At 70.1% G+C, this 21,436-nt stretch carries 22 protein-coding genes and 1 pseudogene; 18 read left to right on the plus strand and 5 right to left on the minus strand.

The annotated features are described in order from the left end of the window. Nucleotides 1–89 precede the first annotated feature (89 nt). A pseudogene (locus tag HUT10_RS51360) lies at nucleotides 90–398 on the minus strand (IS110 family transposase); the annotation flags it as partial. 603 nt (nucleotides 399–1,001) lie between these two features. Then, nucleotides 1,002–2,975: a M6 family metalloprotease domain-containing protein gene (locus HUT10_RS35610; RefSeq protein ID WP_176175194.1), complete on the minus strand. Its 1,974-nt coding sequence runs from the start codon at nucleotides 2,973–2,975 to the stop codon at nucleotides 1,002–1,004. 765 nt (nucleotides 2,976–3,740) lie between these two features. Here HUT10_RS35610 and HUT10_RS35615 point away from each other — a divergent pair. The 14 genes from HUT10_RS35615 to aroA all read left to right on the plus strand — a co-directional run bounded on the left by HUT10_RS35615 (nucleotide 3,741) and on the right by aroA (nucleotide 15,802). Beyond that, nucleotides 3,741–4,391, plus strand: coding sequence for an L-threonylcarbamoyladenylate synthase (locus HUT10_RS35615; protein ID WP_176175195.1), 651 nt, complete (start codon nucleotides 3,741–3,743; stop codon nucleotides 4,389–4,391). Nucleotides 4,392–4,465: 74 nt separating this feature from the next. Next, nucleotides 4,466–5,623, plus strand: a complete 1,158-nt coding sequence (locus HUT10_RS35620; protein ID WP_176175196.1) for a glycosyltransferase family 4 protein — start codon at nucleotides 4,466–4,468, stop codon at nucleotides 5,621–5,623. Between the two features lie 47 nt (nucleotides 5,624–5,670). Continuing rightward, on the plus strand, nucleotides 5,671–6,114 hold the full coding sequence (locus HUT10_RS35625) for a hypothetical protein (RefSeq protein WP_176175197.1): 444 nt from the start codon (nucleotides 5,671–5,673) through the stop codon (nucleotides 6,112–6,114). 531 nt (nucleotides 6,115–6,645) lie between these two features. Beyond that, nucleotides 6,646–7,431 (plus strand): F0F1 ATP synthase subunit A, encoded by a 786-nt coding sequence (atpB, locus tag HUT10_RS35630; RefSeq protein WP_176175198.1) that lies wholly within the window; start codon nucleotides 6,646–6,648, stop codon nucleotides 7,429–7,431. 55 nt (nucleotides 7,432–7,486) lie between these two features. Further along, nucleotides 7,487–7,744: an ATP F0F1 synthase subunit C gene (locus tag HUT10_RS35635; RefSeq protein ID WP_176178191.1), complete on the plus strand. Its 258-nt coding sequence runs from the start codon at nucleotides 7,487–7,489 to the stop codon at nucleotides 7,742–7,744. A 30-nt stretch (nucleotides 7,745–7,774) separates the two neighbouring features. Further along, nucleotides 7,775–8,335, plus strand: a complete 561-nt coding sequence (locus HUT10_RS35640; RefSeq protein ID WP_176175199.1) for a F0F1 ATP synthase subunit B — start codon at nucleotides 7,775–7,777, stop codon at nucleotides 8,333–8,335. A gap of 6 nt (nucleotides 8,336–8,341) precedes the next feature. Continuing rightward, nucleotides 8,342–9,166 carry a F0F1 ATP synthase subunit delta gene (locus tag HUT10_RS35645; RefSeq protein ID WP_176175200.1) on the plus strand — a complete coding sequence of 275 codons (825 nt, stop codon included), beginning with the start codon at nucleotides 8,342–8,344 and terminating at the stop codon, nucleotides 9,164–9,166. Nucleotides 9,167–9,223: 57 nt separating this feature from the next. Next, nucleotides 9,224–10,861: a F0F1 ATP synthase subunit alpha gene (gene atpA, locus HUT10_RS35650; protein ID WP_176175201.1), complete on the plus strand. Its 1,638-nt coding sequence runs from the start codon at nucleotides 9,224–9,226 to the stop codon at nucleotides 10,859–10,861. A gap of 11 nt (nucleotides 10,862–10,872) precedes the next feature. Beyond that, on the plus strand, nucleotides 10,873–11,811 hold the full coding sequence (locus HUT10_RS35655) for a F0F1 ATP synthase subunit gamma (RefSeq protein ID WP_176175202.1): 939 nt from the start codon (nucleotides 10,873–10,875) through the stop codon (nucleotides 11,809–11,811). Beyond that, a complete protein-coding gene (atpD, locus tag HUT10_RS35660) occupies nucleotides 11,811–13,238 on the plus strand; it encodes a F0F1 ATP synthase subunit beta (RefSeq protein ID WP_003102661.1) in 1,428 nt (475 codons plus the stop codon). Before HUT10_RS35655 ends, atpD begins: the two co-directional genes overlap by 1 nt. A gap of 114 nt (nucleotides 13,239–13,352) precedes the next feature. Then, nucleotides 13,353–13,718, plus strand: coding sequence for a F0F1 ATP synthase subunit epsilon (locus HUT10_RS35665; RefSeq protein WP_013229521.1), 366 nt, complete (start codon nucleotides 13,353–13,355; stop codon nucleotides 13,716–13,718). A gap of 25 nt (nucleotides 13,719–13,743) precedes the next feature. Continuing rightward, nucleotides 13,744–14,178: a DUF2550 domain-containing protein gene (locus tag HUT10_RS35670; protein ID WP_013229520.1), complete on the plus strand. Its 435-nt coding sequence runs from the start codon at nucleotides 13,744–13,746 to the stop codon at nucleotides 14,176–14,178. Between the two features lie 54 nt (nucleotides 14,179–14,232). After that, nucleotides 14,233–14,553, plus strand: a complete 321-nt coding sequence (locus HUT10_RS35675) for a putative quinol monooxygenase (protein WP_176175203.1) — start codon at nucleotides 14,233–14,235, stop codon at nucleotides 14,551–14,553. A gap of 10 nt (nucleotides 14,554–14,563) precedes the next feature. Continuing rightward, nucleotides 14,564–15,802: a 3-phosphoshikimate 1-carboxyvinyltransferase gene (gene aroA / locus HUT10_RS35680; protein WP_176175204.1), complete on the plus strand. Its 1,239-nt coding sequence runs from the start codon at nucleotides 14,564–14,566 to the stop codon at nucleotides 15,800–15,802. Here aroA and HUT10_RS35685 read toward each other — a convergent pair. After that, nucleotides 15,799–16,374 carry a cob(I)yrinic acid a,c-diamide adenosyltransferase gene (locus HUT10_RS35685; protein ID WP_176175205.1) on the minus strand — a complete coding sequence of 192 codons (576 nt, stop codon included), beginning with the start codon at nucleotides 16,372–16,374 and terminating at the stop codon, nucleotides 15,799–15,801. The genes aroA and HUT10_RS35685 overlap by 4 nt on opposite strands. A gap of 61 nt (nucleotides 16,375–16,435) precedes the next feature. Here HUT10_RS35685 and murA point away from each other — a divergent pair, with 61 nt between their 5' ends. Further along, on the plus strand, nucleotides 16,436–17,710 hold the full coding sequence (gene murA, locus HUT10_RS35690; protein WP_176175206.1) for a UDP-N-acetylglucosamine 1-carboxyvinyltransferase: 1,275 nt from the start codon (nucleotides 16,436–16,438) through the stop codon (nucleotides 17,708–17,710). Nucleotide 17,711: 1 nt separating this feature from the next. On the opposite strand, the gene HUT10_RS35695 is transcribed toward murA, so the two are convergent. Beyond that, complete coding sequence (locus tag HUT10_RS35695) at nucleotides 17,712–18,305, minus strand: TetR/AcrR family transcriptional regulator (protein ID WP_176175207.1); 594 nt, start codon at nucleotides 18,303–18,305, stop codon at nucleotides 17,712–17,714. 71 nt (nucleotides 18,306–18,376) lie between these two features. Between HUT10_RS35695 and HUT10_RS35700 the strand changes: the two genes are divergently transcribed. Genes HUT10_RS35700 through HUT10_RS35710 form a run of 3 tightly spaced genes read left to right on the plus strand, consistent with a single transcriptional unit; the run spans nucleotide 18,377 to nucleotide 20,821 of the window. Beyond that, the gene (locus HUT10_RS35700) at nucleotides 18,377–18,823 is read left to right on the plus strand and encodes a nuclear transport factor 2 family protein (RefSeq protein ID WP_303247033.1); all 447 of its coding nucleotides are present in this window, start codon (nucleotides 18,377–18,379) and stop codon (nucleotides 18,821–18,823) included. Beyond that, the gene (locus HUT10_RS35705; protein WP_176175209.1) at nucleotides 18,816–19,634 is read left to right on the plus strand and encodes an NAD(P)H-binding protein; all 819 of its coding nucleotides are present in this window, start codon (nucleotides 18,816–18,818) and stop codon (nucleotides 19,632–19,634) included. Before HUT10_RS35700 ends, HUT10_RS35705 begins: the two co-directional genes overlap by 8 nt. After that, nucleotides 19,631–20,821, plus strand: a complete 1,191-nt coding sequence (locus HUT10_RS35710; RefSeq protein WP_176175210.1) for a S9 family peptidase — start codon at nucleotides 19,631–19,633, stop codon at nucleotides 20,819–20,821. The genes HUT10_RS35705 and HUT10_RS35710 overlap by 4 nt, the downstream gene beginning before the upstream one ends. On the opposite strand, the gene HUT10_RS35715 is transcribed toward HUT10_RS35710, so the two are convergent. Then, entirely contained in the window at nucleotides 20,818–21,432 is a 615-nt protein-coding gene (locus HUT10_RS35715; protein ID WP_176175211.1) for a LysE family translocator, read from the minus strand. The genes HUT10_RS35710 and HUT10_RS35715 overlap by 4 nt on opposite strands. Nucleotides 21,433–21,436: the final 4 nt, after the last annotated feature.

The following is a 21,436-nucleotide window of genomic DNA, read 5'->3' on the forward strand; positions in this document are numbered from 1 at the left end:
ACAGTCTGCTCGCCCAGAGCGGTCATGGTCGCCTCGACCAGCGGGATGCGTGGACCCCGGCGATCGCGGTCAGCCGGCGGCGGCCTTGCGATGCCGGCCGGGCCGCTGCAGCGCGAGAGGATTTCCAGCACCGCCGGGTGGCTGTCCGCGGGCCGGTCGTGTGCTGGAGGTGGATGCCGGTGAGCAGGCCGCGGGTGCGGTTGCCGATGCGGGCGGCTTCGCCGGCGTCCGGCCCAGCCCCGCCGGCTCGGCCGACGCGTCGCCGCCGACGTCGACCGGCCGCAGTGTGTGCGGCACAGCGATGACGAACGCGTTCCGGGCGTCGGTTCTGGCGTGGCCCGGGAGAGGCCGGTGATGCGGCGGATCGCGAAACCCGGGCAGTAGGCGACTTGGTGTCCGGCCGCGCGACCGGCACCGCCCGATTGTGGCCGGCTGATCGACCCCCATCAGCGAAAGGCCGGAAAGGCGGGCCTGCTGCAGCTCCGGCTCGGTTCAGAGGGCATTCGGGATTGCCGGACTCGGATCGGCGGATGGTTGCTCGCTGGAGAGCTGCTGGAACCCGAACGCCGTGCAGCCCGCCGTCGCGGTCTTCGAGTTCGTTGACGACCTGCGGGCGAGAGCGCGGCCGGCCTTCGCGGATTCATCGCTCGCGGGTTCCCTTTCGCAGGTGTTCCGCCCCGCCGGGTGTGGCCGCGGTGCTCGAAGCAACCGGAGCCCAGTGGAACACTGCCGAGCTGACGGCCATGGTCGAGCAGGCCGGGCGCTCGTCGCCGAGCCGACGCGAGCGGCTGGTTCCGCCGGCCCGGGTTGTGGCGCGTTCGAGTCCTTGCCAAGCAGCCGCTGCGGACATTGCCGCAAGCGCGCTGTCCAGGGGCTGGGCGTCCTGAGCAGCCCCCGATTCCACGCTAGCGGCGGCCACCGACGAAAAGCCGGGAAAGCCGCCGGCGAGCGGCCTTGTTGTCCACAACCCGGCCGAGCTGTGGACAACAAGGCCCTCACCACTAGAAGCCGAACGCCGTGCAGCTCGCCGTCGCGGTCTTCGACGGGTCGCTCACCGAGGTCGCCGTCAGCTTCACCCGGGCCGCCAGATCGCCGCCCTGGCTTCGCTTGGCGTACGCCGGCACCTTCACGTGGCCGCCGAACTTGGCCGTGGCCAGCTCGTTCGGCAGCTTCACCTGCCAGCCGCGGGCGTCCGTCGACACGGTCAGCCGGTACGTGTCCGTGTCGTACGGGGCCTGCGCCCCGCGGGCCGCGCCCGTGTTCAGCAAGCCGAAGTCGCACGTGGCCAAGCCGCCGCGGGCGATGGCCGGCAGGGCCGGGGTCAGGGCCGCGCCGCGGGACTGGCTGCCCGAGCCGTCCAGGGACGCCACCGTCACCGTGTACGACAGGATGCCGCGGCGGTCGCGGGCCACGTCCGTGATCAGGAAGCGCAGGCGGTTGGCCTGGTCCGTGTACTCGTACGGGCTCGCCGCCTCCGTGCCCGCCTTGAACAGGGCGTCGTTGAGCTGGCGGTAGTCACCGATGGTGATCTTCACCGGCGTGCCGTCGGGCTTCGTGTAATCGGTGATGCCGATGTCCTGCGGGTTCGCGTCGATCACCCAGTCGAAGGGGGCGTTGTCCTTGTTCTTCGTCTTGGTGATCAGCACGCCGGAGTCGGGCGTGAAGGAGTCCGAGCCCATCCGGTCGACGACCTCGACGGTGTAGTTGTCGTAGCCGCCGCCGTCGCAGAACGGGTCCGTCGCCCGGTCGCACTTCGGGGCCTTGTCACCGCCGGTGAGCTTGATGTTCAGGCCGGTGAACGCACCGGGCTGCGCTTCGGCCTCCCGCGCGGTGAGCCGGGCCGAGACCGGGCCGGTCTTCGCCAGCTCGTTGCGGTCGAGCTGCAGCACGTCCGCCGGGTCGACGATGCCGAGCTTCAGCTTGTTGCGCAGCTGGTGCTGTGCTCCCATCGAGCTGCCCTGCGTCGCCGGGATCTGCCAGCGGGTGTGCGGGCCGCCGGGGCCGTTGAACGTCCCGCGCGAAAGCATGTCCCACGGCCCGCTGTAGCTGCGCGAGGGCGGCGTGCCGAACGGGTTGTTGTAGTTGTCGCCGATGCCGAGGATGTGGCTGAACTCGTGGGCGTAGGTCGACTGGCCCGAGCTTTCGGCCTGCACCGAGCTGCCGTCCTGGGCGTTCGGCCAGATGCTGGCGGCCGACGCCCACGACGTCCACGGCACGTACCGGGTGGCGGCGTAGTTGGGCAGGTCGTGGTTGGGCGGGCCGAAGGCGTCCGGCACGTTTTCCTTCGTCCCGAACTTCATCTCGCCGAACTCCTGCCAGGTCGAGCTCTCGTCCTGGCCGGCGGAGAGGTAGAAGACGAAGTCGAACTGCTTCGCGGTGTCGCCGACGTCGGCGCGCCAGGCGTCCCCGGCGTCCTTGCGGAGGTCACGGCTGCAGTCCGCGCCGGGCGGGCAGGCGCTCGGCTGGAACTCCATGCCGTATTCGTAGGACTTCCCGGGCATCCGGTACGGCCCGAACGCGGTCAGCTGCACGCCGAACCGGCCGCCGGAGTCCTCCATCCAGTACTCGTTGATGGTGTGGCCGTTGTTGAGGGCTTCGGGCTTGTTGAGGAAGTCCTGGTAGTACTGCGCGACCTTCGCCCGCGGAACGTTCGCGGCGGCGGGCCCGGGGTTGCCGAAGATGGTCGAGTTCGCGGGTTTCGTGACGACGAAGTCCTGATCCGGGTAGTCGGCGAGGACGACAGCGCCCTTGAAGGTGCGCTGGGTGGGCTTGAGGGTCGGATCGGCCCAGTTCGTGCCGGGCACCTTCCGGTAGTCGGACCAGGTCATGTGGTCCTGGTTCTCCCAGTGCGCGGCATCGATCGGCGCGGGCCAGCCACGGGTGAGCGGTTCGGCGGCGGCGGTCCCGGCGCCGAGCCCGGAGAGAACGGCGACGGCGGCGAGCAGGGCGAGCGCTTTCGGGGTTCTGGGGCGCATCTGCGGCTCCTTCACTGGGAACCCACGGGGGTGGTGGTTCCCGAAGATCGACCGTATTGAGCCGGGCTGTCGCGGTTCTGCCTCAGGGCGAGGTTTACCCGCTTGCCCCACGACGAAAGTCTGGCCGGTTGTCAGCCGTGCGCTCGGGCGTTGTGGACAACCCCGGGCGTGCGCGCCGGAAGGGGCCGAAACTGTCGGTGCCGGCCGGTAGCGTGGAAAACGGGGGCGCCCCCGGGGCCTGCGCTGGTTTGATGCGGGGAGCGATGTGGACAACTCCGGCCGCACGCGCCGGGAGCGCCGGAAACTGTCGGTGCCAGCCGGTAGCGTGGAAGACGGGGGGCGCCCCCCCGGGGCCTGCACACAGGATGCGCGCGGTGGTCCTGACCGCAATTCCGGCGCCGCTGGTACCTCATCCACCGCCCGCGCGGAGCGAGATCGATGGCAATGATCAGGCCCGGGTGCGGTTGTCGATCCGGGGTGTCCAGGTCGTCGCCGGAACCGACCGGCACTCGACTTCGGGCTTCGCCACCGGCCTCGACCTGCCGAAGTGGCGTCCCAGGTGACGAGCGATGTGGACAACTCCGGCCGCACGCGCCGGGAGCGCCGGAAACTGTCGGTGCCCGCCGGTAGCGTGGAAGACGGGGGGGCGCCCCCAAGCGGCGCTGCGCAGCCGGCACCGCCTCCGGACCCGAGCCCGCCGAACCGCACCCGCCGCCCTGTGACGCGGCGAACGTCCCCCCGGCCCGCCGGACTACGCTGCCCACCATGAGCGTGGTCTACGACTGCAGCAGGCGCGAGACCCGGGCCGACGGGCTGGCCGCCGCCGCCGGGGCGGTTCGGTCCAGCAGGCTGGTCGTCCTGCCCACCGATACCGTCTACGGCATCGGGGCCGACGCCTTCGACGCCGGTGCCGTGCAGGCGCTGCTGCGGGCCAAGAACCGCGGTCCGGACATGCCCGTCGGCGTGCTCGTCGGCTCGTGGTCCACTGTGGACGGGCTGGTGCTGGGCGTGCCGCCGCAGGCGAGGGCGCTCATCGAAGCCTTCTGGCCCGGTGACCTTTCCATCGTGCTGCCGCACGCGCCGAGCCTGCAGTGGAACCTCGGCGAAGCCCGCGGCACCGTCATGCTGCGGATGCCGCTGCACCCCGTCGCCCTCGAACTGCTGCGGGACGTCGGGCCGATGGCCGTCTCCAGTGCGAACGTCTCCGGGCGGCCGCCGGCCCGTACCGCGCAGGAGGCGCAGGAACAGCTCGGGGACTCGGTCGCGGTGTACCTCGACGGCGGTTCGAGCGGCGAGTCCGTCGCCTCGAGCGTCGTGGACCTCACCGGTACCGAACCGGTCGTGCTGCGCGAGGGCGCGGTGAGCAAGTCGGCCATCGCGGAGGTGCTCGGTGTGCCCGCGGAATCCTTGGCCTGAAGCCGGATCACGACGAGATCCGCGACACGATAGCGTGTCGCGGGTGACCCCGACCCCGCGAGCGTGACGTCCCCGTGCCGCCCACTTCCGGTCTGCTCCCCATCCGGGAATACATCCTCGTCGCGCTGACCGCGACGGCCGTGACCTACCTGCTCACCGGCGTCGTGCGGCGGGTCGCGATCCGCGTCGGCGCGATCGCCAACCCGCGCGCGCGGGACGTGCACGTCGCCCCGATCCCGCGGATGGGCGGGGTCGGCATCTACCTCGGCGTCGCCGGCGCGATGGGCCTCGCCCACCAGCTGCCCGCGCTGTCGCACGGCTTCGACGCCTCCTTCGACTCGGTCGGCGTGCTGCTGGCCGCCGGCGTGATCTCGCTGATCGGCGCGCTCGACGACCGGTTCGAACTGGACGCCTGGACGAAGCTGGCCGGCCAGGTCATGTGCGCCGGCATCCTGGTCATCTTCGGCGTGCAGTGGGTGTCGTTCTGGGTGCCGTGGGGCGGCACCGGCGGCTCGTTCGGCTCGGTGCTGGTGCTCGACAAGAACCAGGGCGCACTGCTCACCGTCGTGATGGTCGTGGTCATGGTCAACGCGATGAACTTCGTCGACGGCCTCGACGGGCTGGCCGGCGGCCTCGGCTTCATCGCCGCCGCGGCCACCTGCTCGTTCTCCCTCGGCCTGCTCGACAGCTCGGGCGGTGACGTCGGCACCTACCCGCCCGCGCTGATCGCCGCCACCCTCGCCGGCGCCTGTCTGGGCTTCCTGCCGTACAACTTCCAGCCCGCGAAGATCTTCATGGGCGACTCCGGCTCGATGATGATCGGCCTGATGCTCGCCGGCGCGACGACGTCGGCGTCCGGGCGCGTGCCGTACACGCAGTTCAGCGCCAAGGACGCGATCGCGCTGCTGTCCCCGCTGGTGGTCGTGGCGGCCGTGCTGTTCGTGCCGATGCTGGACCTGATCATGGCGGTCGTCCGGCGCACCCGGCGCGGCGAAAGCCCGTTCGCCGCCGACAAGATGCACCTGCACCACCGGCTGCTGGAGATCGGCCACTCCCAGCGCCGCGCGGTGCTGCTGATCTACCTGTGGGCCGGGTTGCTGGCCTTCGGCGCGGTGTCGGTGACGCTGTTCGACGACGTCGCGGCGCTGTGGATCATCGGGATCGGCCTGGTCTTGGCGGCGGTGGTCTCGATCGTCCCGCGGCTGCGCTCGCGCAACCAGCCCGGCACCTGATCCGCCGGGGTCTCTACACTCGGGTGGGAACCGAGCAGGGAGCCAGAGTGAGCGAAACCGAAACGCACGAGCAGGAGAACCCGCACGCCAAGGTGGTGCTGCAGGCGGCCCGCGCGATGACGAGGGCCTCGCTGCTGGTCACCCCGCCCGCGGTGATCGTGTGCATCGCGCTGTTCAGCATCCTCAACGGCCTGCCCGGCTTCCTCGGCTCGCTCGTCGGCGGGGTGCTCGCGATGCTGGCGTCCCTGTCGACGCTGGGCATGATGAAGTTCAGCGCGGGCCAGGACCCGATGTTCGTCATGGTCATCGCGCTCGGCGGGTACGTCGTGAAGGTCGTCCTGCTCTTCGGGGCGCTGACGCTGCTGAAGGGCGTCACCGCGCTGCACCCGATGTCGCTCGGCATCACGATGATCGTGGCCATCCTGCTCGCCGCCGCGGCCGAGTTCGCCGCCTTCCGCAAGACCAAGATCCCGACGATCATCCCGTCCTGACGCGGTCCGTTTCGTCGTAACCTTCCGTTACTCTTCGTGCACCCACCTGCGGCCGCTTGAGTGTGACCGGCGCCACACGAGTGCGCTTGCGTGCGGACTGCGGACGGTGACCGGGACCTGCCGCCTGCGGTGATCCGGATCGGGTCCCGGTGCGCACCGGACCTGGGTCCCGGGACCACCCGGGACCTAAGTCCTGGGCTGATCGGTTGGTTAGGAGTACGCCTGTCCGGCACGGATTGACCTGCTGGTATGGTCCGCGTCAAGGGTGGCGGCCTCGGCCGCGCGCTTCCCGAGACGAACCGCGATCAGCAGTGTGGCGACCGTGTAGTTCCGCCGTCCGGCCGCTGGTCCGAAGTAGACCGCAGGGCAGTGTTCAAGCGAGACAACCCCGTGTGCAGAACGTGAAGGTGTGTTCTGCGGACGGTGGGGTAGCCGCCTCCGACGTCCCGATACGTATCGGGTACGTTAAGTCCAGATCGTGACGATTCCCCGGCGGAGTGAACGCCGGCCGGGAGAACCGGAAGGAGCCCAGTGGGCGCGCTGGTTTTGGCCGAGGGTGCGGTATTCGCGCCGCCCGGCGCCGAAAGCTTCGAGTTGCCGCCGTTGTTCGGCTCGGTCACCAAGCCGATGCTGCTCGTCGTGGCGTCGGTCGTCATCATCGCGACGTACTTCCTGCTGGCGACCCGCAAGCTTCAGGTCGTCCCGAGCAAGGGGCAGTTCGTGGCGGAGTCGATCTACGACTTCAGCCGCAACAACATCGCGCGCGAGCAGATCGGCTCGAAGGACTTCAAGCCGTTCGTACCCCTCGTTTTCGCATTGTTCACCTTCGTACTGGTGAACAACCTCTACGGGATCATCCCCGTCCTGCAGTTCCCGACCATGGCGCGCTTCGGTTTCCCGGTCGCCCTCTCGGTCCTCGTCGTCTACCCGGTCTACCACTTCGTCGGGTTCAAGCGGCACGGTTTCGCCGGTTACTTCAAGAAGGAGCTCGCCCCGCCGGGCGTGCCCAAGGCGGTGCTGCCGCTCTTCTCGCTGATCGAGTTCGCGGAGAAGTTCTTCCTCAACCCGCTGACGCTCGCCATCCGTGTTTTCGCCGCCATGTTCGCCGGTCACCTGATCCTGGCGGTGTTCACCCTCGGCGGCACCTTCCTGCTGACCGAGACCTCGAGCTGGGCCCTGAAGCCGGTCTCGCTGGTGGCGTGGATCTTCGCCATCGGGATGACGTTCCTCGAGGCCTTCATCCAGGTGCTGCAGGCCTACATCTTCGCCCTGCTGTCGGCTGGGTACATCGGCGCCGCGCTGGCGTCGGAGCACTGAGAACACAAGCCCCCGATCCACGCGAGCGCGTGGACCGAAGTGAAGGGAAATGCACGTGAGCAACATCGTTCTGGCCCAGGCCGCGGAGCAGGCTGTCAACCTCAACCCCGGTCTCGCCGCCATCGGTTACGGCCTGGGCGCGATCGGCCCGGGCATCGGTGTGGGTCTGATCTTCGCCGCCGTCATCAACGGCACCGCCCGCCAGCCGGAGGCGCAGGGCAAGCTGCAGGGCATCGGCTTCTCGACCTTCGTTCTGACCGAGGTGCTCGCCCTGATCGGCATCGTCATCTACTTCATCGCCTCCGCCGCCTGAGTCCTCGGCTCATCGCTTTAAGGAGACGCCGTGCTGAACAGTGCCTTGGTCCTCGCCGCAGAGGGCGAAACGCACAACCCGATCATCCCCGACATCTCGGAGCTGATCCTCGGCATCGTCGCCTTCCTGATCCTGCTGTTCATCCTCAAGAAGTACGTCGTCCCTCGCTTCGAGGCCGCGTACGAAGAGCGTGCGCAGAAGATCGAGGGAGGCATCGAGAAGGCCGAGCGGGCCCAGGCCGAGGCCGAAGAGGCGCTGGCCAAGTACAAGGCCCAGCTGCAGGAAGCCCGCACCGAAGCCGCGAAGATCCGCGACGACGCCCGGCTCGAAGCCGAGCAGATCAAGGCGGAGCTGCGGGCCGAGGCGGAGGCCGAGTCCCAGCGCATCGTCGCACAGGGCCAGGCCCAGCTGCAGGCCCAGAAGGCGCAGATCATCGCGGAGCTGCGGGCCGACATGGGCCGCAACGCCGTCGAGCTGGCCAGCCGCATCGTCGGCGAGTCGCTCGAGGACGAGGCGCGCCGCCGCGGCACCGTCGACCGGTTCCTGGCGGAGCTGGAAACCACCGGTGCGTCCAACGGAGCGGGGAAGTAGCCAGAGATGACGCTGCATGCTGCGAGCCGTGAAGCGCTCGGCCTCGCCGAGGAACGCCTCGGCGAGGTTCTGGCCGACGCGGGAGCCGACGCTGCCACGGTCGGCGACGAGCTGCTCTCGGTCGTCGACCTGCTGGACCGGGAGATCGGCCTGCGCCGGGCGGTGAGCGACGCCTCCGCGACGGCGGAGTCGCGCACCGGGCTGGTGCGCCGGCTGTTCGACGGCAAGTTGTCCGAACCGGCCCTGAAGGTGCTCGACACCGTGGCGGGCAGCCGCTGGTCCAGCCCCCGTGAGCTGACCGACGGGCTCGAGTCGCTCGGGCGCTCGGCCCTGCTCACCTCGGCGGAGAAGACCGGGAACGTCGACACCGTCGAATCCCAGCTCTTCCAGGTCGCGCGCGTGGTGGCCAACCACCCCGAGCTCGAGGCCGCGCTGTCGGACCTGACCGGGCCCGCCGACGCCAAGCGCACGCTGGTGCGCGGGCTGTTCGCCGACAAGGTGGACGTGGTCACCGAGACCCTCGTCGAGCAGGTCGTGCGCCGGGCCAAGGGCCGCGGCGTCGGCGTCGGGCTCGACAAGCTGGTCAAGCTGGCCGCGGAGCGGCGCCAGCGCTCGGTGGCCTACGTGACCAGCGCGAACGCCCTGACCGACGAGCAGGTCGCCCAGCTGGGCGCGAAGCTCGACGCCATCTACGGGCGGCCGATCGCGCTGCACGTCGAGGTCGACCCCCGGCTCGGCGGCGGTCTCGTCGTCCGCGTCGGCGACGAGGTCATCGACGGGAGCGCGGCGGGGCAGCTCGCGGCGTTGCGCAGGCGGCTGGCCCGGGCATAGGCCCAGGTCACACAAGACTTTGCATACTGGCAAGAACGAAGCGAGAGCGGGAAAGACATGGCCGAGCTGACGATCTCCTCGGATGAGATCCGTAGCGCGATCGAGAACTACGTCTCGAGTTACGCCCCGGACGTGAGCCGGGAAGAAGTTGGCACCGTGGTGGACGCCGGCGACGGCATCGCCCACGTCGAGGGCCTGCCCTCGGCCATGGCCAACGAGCTGCTCGAGTTCCCCGGCGGCGTCCTGGGCGTCGCACTGAACCTGGACGCGCGCTCCATCGGTGCCGCGATCCTCGGTGACTTCGAAAGCATCGAAGAGGGCCAGCAGGTCAAGCGCACCGGCCAGGTCCTGTCGGTGCCGGTCGGCGACGGCTACCTCGGCCGCGTCGTCAACCCGCTGGGCCAGGCGATCGACGGCCTCGGCGACATCGAGACCACCGAGCGCCGCGCGCTGGAGCTCAAGGCCGCCTCGGTGGTCGAGCGCCAGCCGGTGTCGGAACCGCTGCAGACCGGCATCACCGCCATCGACGCGATGACGCCGATCGGCCGCGGCCAGCGCCAGCTGATCATCGGTGACCGCAAGACGGGCAAGACCGCCGTCGCCGTGGACACGATCATCAACCAGAAGGCCAACTGGGAGACCGGCGACCCGAAGAAGCAGGTTCGCTGCATCTACGTCGCGGTCGGCCAGAAGGGCTCCACGATCGCCGCCGTGAAGAAGTCCCTCGAGGACGCCGGCGCGCTGGAGTACACCACGATCGTCGCGGCCCCCGCGTCCGACTCGGCCGGCTTCAAGTGGATCGCGCCGTACACCGGCTCGGCCATCGGCCAGCACTGGATGTACGAGGGCAAGCACGTCCTCATCGTGTTCGACGACCTGACCAAGCAGGCCGACGCCTACCGCGCGATCTCGCTGCTGCTGCGCCGCCCGCCGGGCCGCGAGGCGTTCCCCGGCGACGTCTTCTACTTGCACTCCCGCCTGCTGGAGCGCTGCGCGAAGCTGTCGGACGAGCTGGGCGCCGGCTCGCTGACCGGTCTCCCGATCATCGAGACCAAGGCGAACGACGTGTCGGCCTACATCCCGACGAACGTCATCTCGATCACCGACGGCCAGTGCTTCTTCCAGTCGGACCTGTTCAACGCCGGTCAGCGCCCGGCCATCGACGTGGGCATCTCGGTGTCCCGCGTGGGTGGTGCCGCGCAGGTCAAGGCGATGAAGTCGGTCTCGGGCTCGCTCCGCATCGACCTGTCGCAGTACCGCGAGCTGGAGGCCTTCGCGGCCTTCGCCTCCGACCTCGACGACGCGTCGAAGGCGCAGCTCGAGCGCGGTGCCCGCCTGTACGAGGTGCTCAAGCAGCCGCAGTACTCGCCGATCCCGGTCGAGGAGCAGGTCTGCACGGTGTGGCTGGGCACGAACGGCCACTACGACTCGGTCCCGACCGAGGACGTGCGCCGCTTCAACCTCGAGTTCCTCGACTCGGCCCGCCGCAAGCACCCGGAGATCCTGGCCGCGATCCGCGACTCCGGGAAGTTCGAGGACGAGACCGCCGACAAGCTGGTCGCCGCGGTGAACGAGTTCAAGAAGGAGTTCACCACGTCCGAGGGCAAGCCGCTCGAGGACAACGCGGACGCCATGGAAGCCGACAAGGTCGGGCAGGAGACCGTCAAGGTCAACAAGCCCGCGCCGAAGAAGTGAGCTGGTAGCTCATGGCCGCACAACTCCGGGAACTCCGGTCGCGCATCAAGGCGACCAAGTCGATCGGCAAGATCACGAAGGCGATGGAGCTCATCGCCACCGCGCGCATCACGAAGGCGCGGGCGCGGGTCGCCGCTTCCCGGCCGTACGCGGACGAGATCACCAAGGTGCTCTCGGCGCTGGCCGGCGCGGCCACCACGCTCGACCACCCCATGCTGGTCGAGCGCCCGAACCCCAAGCGGGCCGCTGTCCTGGTCGTGACCAGCGACAAGGGCCAGTGCGGCGGGTACAACTCCAACGTGCTGCGGGCGACCGAAGAGCTGCTGGCCCTCCTCCGCTCGGAGGGCAAGGAGCCGCAGCTCTACGTCACCGGCAACAAGGGGCTGAACTACTACCGGTTCCGGGGCCGCGAGGTCGTGGACGGCTGGACGGGCTTCTCCGACCAGCCGGGCTACGCCAACGCGGTCGCGGCCGGTGACGCCCTGGTGGAGTCGTTCATGCGCGGCGCCGACGACGCGGACGGGAACGCCGACGGCATCAACGGTGTCGACGAGATCCACATCGTCTACACCGAGTTCGTGTCGATGCTGACCCAGCGGCCGACCGCCAAGCGCGTCGCCCCGCTCGAGGTCGAGTACTCCGAGGGTGAAGAGGAGAAGCCCGCCGGGCTGCTCCCCAGCTACGAGTTCGAGCCCAGTGCCGACACGCTGCTGGACGCGATCCTGCCGAAGTACATCAACACGCGGCTCTACGCGGCGTTCCTCGAGTCCGCGGCGTCCGAGCTGGCCGCCCGCCGGACCGCGATGAAGGCGGCGTCGGACAACGCGAACGAGCTGGTCGGCACCCTGACGCGGGAGATGAACCAGGCCCGCCAGGCGCAGATCACCCAGGAGATCTCCGAAATCGTCGGTGGCGCGAACGCGCTCACCGCAGCAGGAAGTGATGATTGATGACCAGTACTGAAGCCCCGCGCGCCAAGGGGCGCATCGTGTCGGTGACCGGTCCGGTCGTCGACGTCGAGTTCCCGCGCGGTTCCGTGCCCGACCAGTTCAACGCGCTCAAGGTCGAGATCGAGTTCGAGCAGCTGCGCAAGACGGTGACCCTCGAGGTCGCCAGCCACCTGGGCGACAACCTCGTCCGCACCATCTCCCTGCAGCCGCAGGACGGCCTGGTGCGCGGCGCGGAGGTCACCGACACCGGCGGCCCGATCACCGTCCCGGTGGGCGACAAGGTCAAGGGCCACGTCTACAACGCCCTCGGCGAGTGCCTCGACGAGCCCGGCTACGGCGAGGACCTCGAGCGCTGGGGCATCCACCGCAGCGCCCCGTCCTTCGACCAGCTCGAAGGCAAGACCGAGATGCTGGAGACCGGCCTCAAGGTCGTCGACCTGCTCACCCCGTACGTCCAGGGTGGCAAGATCGGCCTGTTCGGTGGTGCCGGCGTCGGCAAGACGGTGCTCATCAAGGAGATGATCACCCGCGTCGCCCGGAACTTCGGTGGTACCTCGGTGTTCGCCGGCGTCGGCGAGCGCACCCGTGAGGGCAACGACCTCTTCCTGGAGATGTCCGAGGACGGCGTCATCAACGACACCGCCCTCATCTTCGGCCAGATGGACGAGCCGCCGGGCACCCGCATGCGGGTCGCGCTGTCCGCGCTGACCATGGCGGAGTACTTCCGCGACGTCCAGAACCAGGACGTGCTGCTGTTCATCGACAACATCTTCCGGTTCACCCAGGCCGGCTCGGAGGTGTCGACCCTGCTGGGCCGCATGCCGTCGGCCGTGGGTTACCAGCCGACGCTGGCCGACGAGATGGGGCAGCTGCAGGAGCGGATCACCTCGACCCGTGGCCGTTCGATCACCTCGATGCAGGCGATCTACGTCCCCGCGGACGACTACACCGACCCGGCCCCGGCCGCGACGTTCGCCCACCTGGACGCCACCACCGAGCTCTCCCGGTCGGTGTTCCAGAAGGGCATCTTCCCGGCGGTGGACCCGCTGGCGTCGACGTCGACGATCCTCGACCCGGCCATCGTCGGTGAGGACCACTACCGGGTGGCCTCCGAGGTCATCCGGATCCTGCAGAAGTACAAGGAGCTGCAGGACATCATCGCGATCCTCGGTATGGACGAGCTCTCGGAAGAGGACAAGCTGACCGTTCAGCGCGCGCGCCGCATCGAGCGGTTCCTGTCGCAGAACATGCTGGTCGCCGAGGCGTTCACGCAGATCCCGGGCTCGACGGTGCCGCTGTCGGAGACGATCGAGTCGTTCGACCGCATCGCCAAGGGCGACTTCGACCACTACCCGGAGCAGGCGTTCCTGGGTATCGGTGGCCTCGAAGACCTCGAGAAGAAGTACAAGGAAATCACCAAGAAGTGAGCTCGTGAGCACGGCGGGGGCAGTGTCCTATGTGGACCCGCGCCCCCGCCGTTCTCGTAGCTTGAGTCAGACCTATTACACTCGGTGGCAACACCCCGAGTTAAGGAGTGCTACGTGGCCGAGATGTCCGTGGAGCTGGTGGCCGTCGAGCGCCGTCTCTGGTCGGGTACTGCCACTTTCGTGGTGGCTCAGACCACCGAGGGTGAGATCGGCATCATGGCCGGTCACGAACCCGTGCTCGGGCAGCTGGTCGAGGGTGGCGTGGTCAAGGTGACGACCACCGACGGCGAGACGGTCTGCGCGGCCGTGCACGGCGGTTTCCTCTCCGTGACCGGCACCGGGGTGAGCATCCTCGCCGAGAGCGCCGAGCTTTCCGACGAGATCGACGTCGAGGCGGCCAAGGCGGCCCTGACCGGGGACGACGAGACCGAGCGGGCGAGGGCTTCGGCCCAGCTCCGCGCAGCGGGCCAGACGGCCTGAGCGCGAGACGGGCAGGAGCCGGACCGTGAAGATCACCGTGGTCGTAGCCGGGCTCCTGATCGTGCTCGCGGTGCTGGCCGCCTGGTACGGCCAGCGCTGGATCCGGATGCGCCGCGGTGGCGGCGTGAGCGTCGCGCTGCGGTGGCGTCCGGACAACCCGCGGTCCAGCTGGCACCTGGGGCTGGGCCGCTACGAGGGCGACGAGTTCGTCTGGTACCGGGTCTGGAGCCTGCGGACCGGCGCCGACCGCGTCTTCCAGCGGGAAAGCATGCAGATCGCCGACCGGCGTGACCCGTCCGGCACCGAGGCCTACGCCGTGCCCGAGGGCTCGACGGTGCTGCGCTGCGAGTCCGAGACCCAGGAGGCGATCGAGATCGCCATGGGGCCGGGCGCGCTCACCGGGTTCCTCTCGTGGCTCGAATCCGCCCCGCCCGGGCGACGCCTGCCGCGCGCCTCCTGAGGCTGTCTCATTCCGAGACAGCCGCGGCCGCCGCTTTCGCCTACGGTTGAGCCCATGATTTTCATCGTGGTCAAGTTCCCGGTCAAACCGGAGCACGCGGAAGACTGGCCGGAGATCGTCGCGGACTACACCGCGAACACCCGGGCCGAGGACGGCAACCGGTTCTTCGAGTGGTCACGCAGCCTCGAGGACAAGAACACGTACGTGCTGGTCGAGGGCTTCGACGGCCAGGACGCGGCCGTCGCCCACGTCGGCTCGGACCACTTCAAGTGGGCGGTCGCCAACCTGGGCGCGTACATCAGCGACAACCCGCAGATCATCAACGTCCAGGACGCCTCCGACTGGGGCCCGATGGCGGAGATCCAGCCCCACTAAACTGGGACTCGTGACCCTCGTCGAGATCCCCGGCTCCAAGTCCGTCACCGCTCGCGGCCTGTTCCTGGCCGCCGCCGCGCACGGCACCACGACCCTCGGCCGTCCGCTGCACTCGGACGACACCGAGGGCTTCGCCGAGGGCCTGGTCAAGCTCGGCTACCGGGTCGACCGGCAGCCGGAGGCGTGGACCATCGAGGGCCGCCCCGCGGGGCCCGGGGTGGCTTCGGCGGAGGTCTTCTGCCGCGACGGCGCCACGACGGCCCGGTTCCTCCCCGCGCTGGCCGCGGCCGGCACCGGGACGTTCGCCTTCGACGCCTCCGGCCAGATGCGCCGCCGCCCGCTGGGCCCGCTGACCGACGCCCTGCAGGAGCTGGGCGTCGACCTCGAGTTCGGCGGCGAGCCGGGCCACCACCCGCTGACCGTCCGCGCGAACGGCATCAAGGGCGGTGAGCTGACCCTCGACGCGGGCCTGTCCTCGCAGTTCCTGACGGCGTTGCTGCTGGTCGGGCCGCTGACCGCGGAGGGGCTGCGGATCACGGTGACCGACCTCGTGTCGGTGCCGTACGTCGAGATCACGCTGGAGATGATGCGCCGCTTCGGCGTCGAGGTCCGTCGTGAGGGGCAGACGTTCGTGGTCCCGGCGCAGCCGTACCAGGCGTGCGAGTACCCGGTGGAGCCGGACGCCTCGACGGCGAGCTACTTCCTGGCCGCGGCGGCGGTCACCGGCCGCACGGTGACCATCCCGGGTCTGGGCTCCGACGCCCTCCAGGGGGACGTGAAGTTCGCCGACGTGCTGCGCGAGATGGGCGCGCACGTGGAGCTCACGCCGGACTCGGTGACGGTCGCGGGCCCGTCGGACGGCCTGCGCGGCGTCACGGTGAACATGCGCGACATCTCCGACACGGTCCCGACCCTGGCGGCGATCGCGCCGTTCGCGTCCGGCCCGGTCCGCATCGAGGACGTCTACAACACGCGCATCAAGGAGTGCGACCGCCTCGACGCGTGCGAGGAGAACCTGCGCGCGATGGGCATCGAGGTCGAGACGGGCCGCGACTGGATCGAGATCCAGCCGGGCGAGCCGACGGGCACGGAGGTGGCCTGCCGCCGCGACCACCGGATCGCGATGGCGTTCAGCATCACGGGCCTGCTGGTCGACGGCATCACGCTGGACGACCCGGACTGCGTGAAGAAGACCTTCCCGGGCTTCCACCAGGCCCTGGGGGCGCTGCGGGAGAGCTGGGGGATCTAGGAGGGCTGCCCACCCGGCTGCCACAGCACGTCACCTTCGGGGTTCGCCAGCCGGGCGAGGATGAACAGCAGGTCCGAAAGCCGGTTCAGGTACTTCACCGCGATCGGGTTCGTCGCCTCGGGCTCGGCCTCGTGCAGGGCCCAGGCCGACCGCTCCGCCCGGCGCGCCACCGTCCGCGCCTGGTGCAGGAACGCCGCCCCCGGTGTGCCGCCCGGGAGGATGAACGACGTCAGCTTCGGCAGGCGCTCGTTGAACTCGTCGCACCAGCCTTCGAGCCGCTCGACGTACTTCTCGGTGATCCGCAGCGGCGGGTACGGCGGGTCGTCGGAGATCGGCAGGCAGAGGTCCGCGCCGACGTCGAAGAGATCGTTCTGCACCGTGCGCAGCACGTCCGTCACCTCGGCAGGCAGCGCGCCGACCGCGATCGCCAATCCGAGCACCGAGTTCGTCTCGTCCGTGTCCGCGTACGCGCCCAGCCGCGGGGACGTCTTCGGCACGCGCGACCCGTCGCCGAGCGCGGTCGTGCCGTTGTCGCCGACCTTGGTGTACACGCGGTTGATGCGAACGACCATGGACCCACCATAGCGGCCCCCGCCCGGGCCGAATCCGGGCGAGAGGGCATGATTGGCGGCCATGAGCGAGCACTTCGACGTGCATGGCGGAGCCCGGCTGGTCGGCGAGGTCGACGTGGTCGGCGCCAAGAACAGCGTGCTGAAGCTGATGGCCGCCGCCCTCCTCGCGGAGGGGACCACGACCATCACGAACTGCCCGCAGATCCTCGACGTCCCGCTGATGGGCGACGTGCTGCGGAGCGTCGGCTGCGAGGTCGTCATCGAGGGCGACACCGCCACCATCACCACGCCGGCCGAGCTGTCGCACCGCGCCGACTCGGCGGCGATGGGCAAGCTGCGCGCGTCCGTCTGCGTGCTGGGGCCCCTGGTCGGCCGGCTGAAGCAGGCCGTCGTGGCGCTGCCGGGCGGTGACGCGATCGGCTCACGCCCGCTGGACATGCACCAGAACGGCCTGCGCAAGCTGGGCGCGACGAGCACGATCGAGCACGGCTGCGTCGTGGCGAAGGCCGAGACGCTGGTCGGCGCGCAGATCTGGCTGGACTTCCCGAGCGTCGGCGCGACCGAGAACATCCTGATGGCGGCCGTGCTGGCCGAGGGCACCACGGTGATCGACAACTGCGCGCGCGAGCCGGAGATCGTCGACATCTGCACGATGCTGACCGAGATGGGCGCCAAGATCGAAGGCGCCGGGACCTCGACGCTGACCGTGCACGGCGTGGAGCAGCTGCACCCGACCACGCACAGCGTGATCGGCGACCGGATCGTGGGCGCGACCTGGGCGTTCGCCGCCTCGATGACCCGCGGCGACATCACTGTGCGCGGGGTCAACCCGCACCACCTCGACCTGGTGCTGAACAAGCTGCAGCTGGCCGGCGCGGACGTCGAAACGTTCGGCGACAAGGGTTTCCGCGTGGCCCAGCCGGAGCGCCCGAAGGCGGTCGACTGGGTGACGCTGCCGTACCCCGGCTTCGCGACCGACCTGCAGCCGTTCGCGGTGGCGCTGTCCGCGGTGTCCGAAGGCACGTCGATGATCACGGAGAACGTCTACGAGGCGCGCTTCCGGTTCATCGAGGAGATGATCCGGTTGTCGGGCGACGCCCGCACCGACGGCCACCACGCGGTGGTCCGCGGCGTCGAGAAGCTCTCGAGCGCGCCGGTCTGGGCGTCGGACATCCGCGCCGGCGCCGGCCTGGTGCTCGCGGGTCTGTGCGCGGACGGCGTCACCGAGGTCTGGGACGTCTTCCACATCGACCGCGGCTACCCGCACTTCGTCGAGAACCTCAACCGCCTGGGCGCGAACATCAAGCGCGTCGCCGGCGAACCCGACCGGAAGTGACTCACCCGCCCTGCGCGCCCAGTGCGCGCAGGGCGTACGCCACCAGGCGGTCCACGTAGTCGGGCTCGGCGGGAGCCTGCCGGACCACCAGTCGCCAGTAGATCGGGGCGGCCAGCACGTCCAGCGCCATCTCCATGTCCAGGTCCTCGGGCAGCTCGCCGCGCGCGATGGCCCGGCGCAGCATCGCCGCGCCGACCTCGCGTCGCAGCCCGCCGATGTTCTCGCGCGCGTTGCGGCTTCGTTCCGGGTTCCGCGCGTCCTCCGCGACGAGGTCCGGCAGGATCCGCGAGAACAGCGGGTGGGTCAGCCAGTCGATCAGGGCCTGCATCGTTTCGCGGAGGTCGCCGCGCAGTGAGCCGGTGTCCGCTTCCGCCGCCCGCGTCACGCTGAACTCGGTGACGACCGCGGCGATCATCTCGTCCTTCGACCGCCAGCGCCGGTAGAGCGCGCTCTTGCCGACCCCGGCGCGTTTGGCCACGGCCTCCATCGACAGCCGGCCGTAGCCCTGGTCGGCCAGTTCATGCAGGACCGCGTCGGTGATCGCCTGCGTGACCTCGGGCTGGAGGACCGCGGCGCCGGTCGGGGTGCGTGCCATGAAGCGCAGTCTAGCGGGTGGACGGGACGGTACCGTCCCGTCTATGGTAGGTCACGTCGGGACGGTACCGTATCGTCCGAACGTCGAAGGAGGCTGCGATGCGCGACTTCGTCGAGCACGCGCTCGATCTGCTGCTCGAGCACGACATGGCCGGGTTCGCCGGGCTCTGGGCCGAGGACGGCGTCCTCGAGTTCCCGTTCGCCGGTCCGGGCTACCCGAAGCGCGTCGAGGGGCGCGACGCGATTCGCGAATACCTGCGTGACTACCCGAACCTGCTGGACATCCGTGAAATCACGGCGAAGACCGTGCACGAGACCGCCGACCCGGCCGTGGTGGTGGTCGAGTTGACCGTCGCGGGGATCGTGGTGGCGTCGCAGAAGCCGTACGAGCTGTCCTACGTCGCGGTGATCACCGTCGAGGACGGGGAGATCCGCACCTACCGCGACTACTGGAGCCCGCTCGCCGCCGCGGAGATCCTCGGCGGCGTCGACGAGCTGACGGCGGCCTTCGGTGGCTGACGTCCTGGTCCTCGGCGGCACCGGCACGACCGGCCGCCGGGTCGTCGCCGGCCTGCGCGCGAACGGCGTCACCGCGCGGGCGGCCACGCGCAAGCCCGGCGAAGCCGGTCAGGTCCGGTTCGACTGGACCGATCGCGCAACGCACGCCGACGCGCTGCGTGGTGCTTCGGCGGTGTACCTGCTGGCCCCGATCGGCGAGACCGAGCCCGCGCCGCTGGTCGAGCCGTTCCTGGCCGACGCGCTGGACGCGGGCGTCCGGCGGGTCGTCCTGCTGAGCTCGTCGGCGGTCACTTCCGACACCCCGGGCCTGGGCGACCTGCAGCGGCTGGTGCGCACGATGCCGGAGTGGGCGGTGCTGAAGCCGTCCTGGTTCATGCAGAACTTCACCGGCGAGCACCTGGTGGCCCAGGGGGTGCGGGACGGCGAGATCGTCACGGCCACCGGAGACGCCCGGGTCGCCTTCGTCGACGCCGCCGACATCGCCGCGGTCGCCGTCCGCGCGCTGATCGACCCGGTGCCGCACAACACCGACCACGTCCTGACCGGCCCGGCCGCGCTGAGCTACGCCGAAGCGGCCGCGATCGTGGCCGCGCGGCTCGGCCGTCCGGTCCGGCACCGGCCGGTCAGCACGGCCGAGTTCGCCGCGCGGCTGGCCGCTTCGGGGCTCCCCGACGGGTTCGCCCGGGTGCTCGCCGCCCTCGACGAGGACATCCGCCGCGGCATCGAGGACCGCGTCACCCCGGTCGTCGAGCAGGTCACCGGGCGGCCGGCCCGGTCGTTCGAAACCTTTGCACGGGAGGAAATCCGATGAAGCAGCTGCTGTTCGAAGAGGACCCGCAGTTCTGGTTCGAAACCCTGCGCCTGTTCGGCCACGCGGCCTACGGCGGCGCGGACTTCGGCGAGGTCCTCGCGGCGGCCTCGACCGTGACGCCGGGCGACTACGACGGCTGGCACGACGCCTACCGCGCGCTGGCCGACCGGCTGTACGCCGAAGCGGCCGAAGCCGGGCCGGTCACCGCGCGCGACCTGCTGCTGCGCGCGTCGACCTACTACTTCTCGGCGGAGTTCTTCCTGCACGGCGACCCGGCGGACCCGCGCATCGCCGCGGCGTACGACCGCAGCGTCGAGTGCTTCCGGCGTGCGGAGGTGGCCGAACCGGTCGAGATCCCGTACGAGGGAACGGTGCTGCACGGCTACTTCCACCGGGCGCCGGGTGCCGGGCCGAAGCCGTTGCTGATCATGCACAACGGCTTCGACGGCAGCGCCGAGGAATGCCACTTCATGGGCGCGGCGGCCGGCGCCGCGCACGGCTACCACGTCCTGACGTTCGACGGACCCGGCCAGCCGAGCGCGATCCGGCGGAACAAGCTCGTGTTCCGCCCGGACTGGGAGCACGTCGTCACGCCGGTGGTGGACTTCGCGCTGGAGATCGACGGCGTGGACCCGGCGCGCGTCGCGCTGCTCGGGGTGAGCTTGGGCGGCATGCTGGCCCCGCGCGCGGCGGCGTTCGAGCACCGGCTGGCGGCGGTGGTCGCGGTGGACGGCGTGTACGACGCGGGTGCCGCGGTGACGTCGGTGCTGCCCTGGCCGCGTGCGGAGATCGTGCGCCGGGCCCAGGCCCCGCACGACGAGGAGTTCGACGCGCTGCTGGCGGCGGGCCGCGAGCAGAGTTCGACGCTGCGCTGGGCGTGCGACCACGGCCGGTACGTCCTGGGCGTGGCAACGGACCGCGAGTTCATCGCGAAGTACCTCGAGTACACGCTCGAAGACGGCATCGCGGAGAAGGTGGAGTGCCCGGTCCTGGTCTGCGAAGCGGCGGACGACCTGTTCTTCGGCGGCGAGAAGGAGACCGAGCCCCGCCGGCTGTACGAGCACTTGAAGGCCCCGAAGACGTTGCTGACGTTCACGGCCGAGGAGGGCGCGGACGCACACTGCCACGTCGGCGCCCAGCGGCTCGCGGCGGGCCGGATCTACGACTGGCTGGACCGGACGCTCTAGCCTTCGAGGGCGAGCGCGGTCCCGAAGCCGATGAGGGCGGTGCCGGTGACGCCGTCAAGCGTGCGACGGACCCGCCGTCGTCCCAGCCAGGCGCGGATCCGGTGTACTCCGGCGACGATCACGAGCTGCCACAGCGTCGCGAGCCCCCCGACCGTCACCGCCAGCAGCAGTGCTTCGGCGATCGTGGAGTCCGCGGTGAGGAACTGCGGCAGCATCGAGAGGTAGAAGACGAGGACCTTCGGGTTGGTGAGGTTGCCGAGGAACCCCTCTCGCCAGCGCCGGCCGCCGTGGCCTGCGGTTTCCGCGACCGTGCGGTAGTTCCCCCGCCAAGCGGCGAGCAGCGCCTTGACGCCGAGGTAGGCGAGGTAGCCGGCCCCTGCCCACTTGAGGGCGACGAAGACGGGCTCGGCGCGCACGATCACGGCACTGAGCCCGAGCGCGGCGGCGAGGCCTTGGACGAGGTTCCCGGACCCGATGCCCAGCGCGGTGAGCACACCTCCGCGCCGGCCGCCGGCGAGGGAGTTCTTCAGCACGAGGGCGGTGTCCGGTCCCGGCACGATCAGCACGAGCACGACGAAAAGCACGTACCCGCCATAAGTTCCCCAGGTCATGATC

Origin of the sequence: Amycolatopsis sp. Hca4 (genome assembly GCF_013364075.1) — a bacterium.
Lineage (GTDB): Bacteria > Actinomycetota > Actinomycetes > Mycobacteriales > Pseudonocardiaceae > Amycolatopsis.